This is a genomic window from Aeromonas sp. ASNIH8, from assembly GCF_002919855.1.
Classification (GTDB): Bacteria; Pseudomonadota; Gammaproteobacteria; order Enterobacterales; family Aeromonadaceae; genus Aeromonas; species Aeromonas caviae.
Window position 1 is genome coordinate 1 of sequence record NZ_PQLN01000287.1, and the last position, 538, is coordinate 538.

The 538-nt window shown below is 59.9% G+C and carries 1 pseudogene; it reads right to left on the bottom strand.

Features of this window, described 5'->3' with window-relative positions:
* Positions 1-538, bottom strand: a pseudogene (locus tag C3418_RS23955) (glutamate synthase central domain-containing protein); the annotation flags it as partial.

A 538-nucleotide genomic window follows, 5' to 3' on the forward strand; every position in this document is an offset into this window, starting at 1 on the left:
TTCCGCCCCTGCAGGGCCCGGCGGGGGGCCGCCGGGCGGTGGTTAACCAGCTCAGCACACTGCTGATAAGCGCTTTACTCGCCGCTCTGGACAGCCTGTTGCAGGGTGCGAACCACGTCCGGGTTATAGGCGTGGTATTCGCCGCCGTGCACGTACTTCAGCTGTCCGCCCTGATCCAGCGGCTTACGTGCCAGCCAGGCGCGTTTGGAGAGATTCAGCAGATCCTGCTGGAAGTCGCTGAAGCCCGCTCCGCCGATACGGCTGATCACGCCCTGGAAGCAGAGATCGGCGACATCATCATGCAGACCAACGGCTTCGAACAGCTTCGAGCAGCGGTAAGAGGCGATGGTCGAGATGCCCATTTTGGACATGATCTTGTACAGACCTTTGTTGATGCCGTTACGGTAGTTCAGCATCACGGTACGGTAATCTTTTTCGATGGCGTTGGTGTCGACCAGTTTTGCCAGCGTTTCGTAGGCCAGGTACGGGTAGATCGCCGTCGCACCAAAGCCCAGCAGCACGGCAAAGTGGTGCGGGT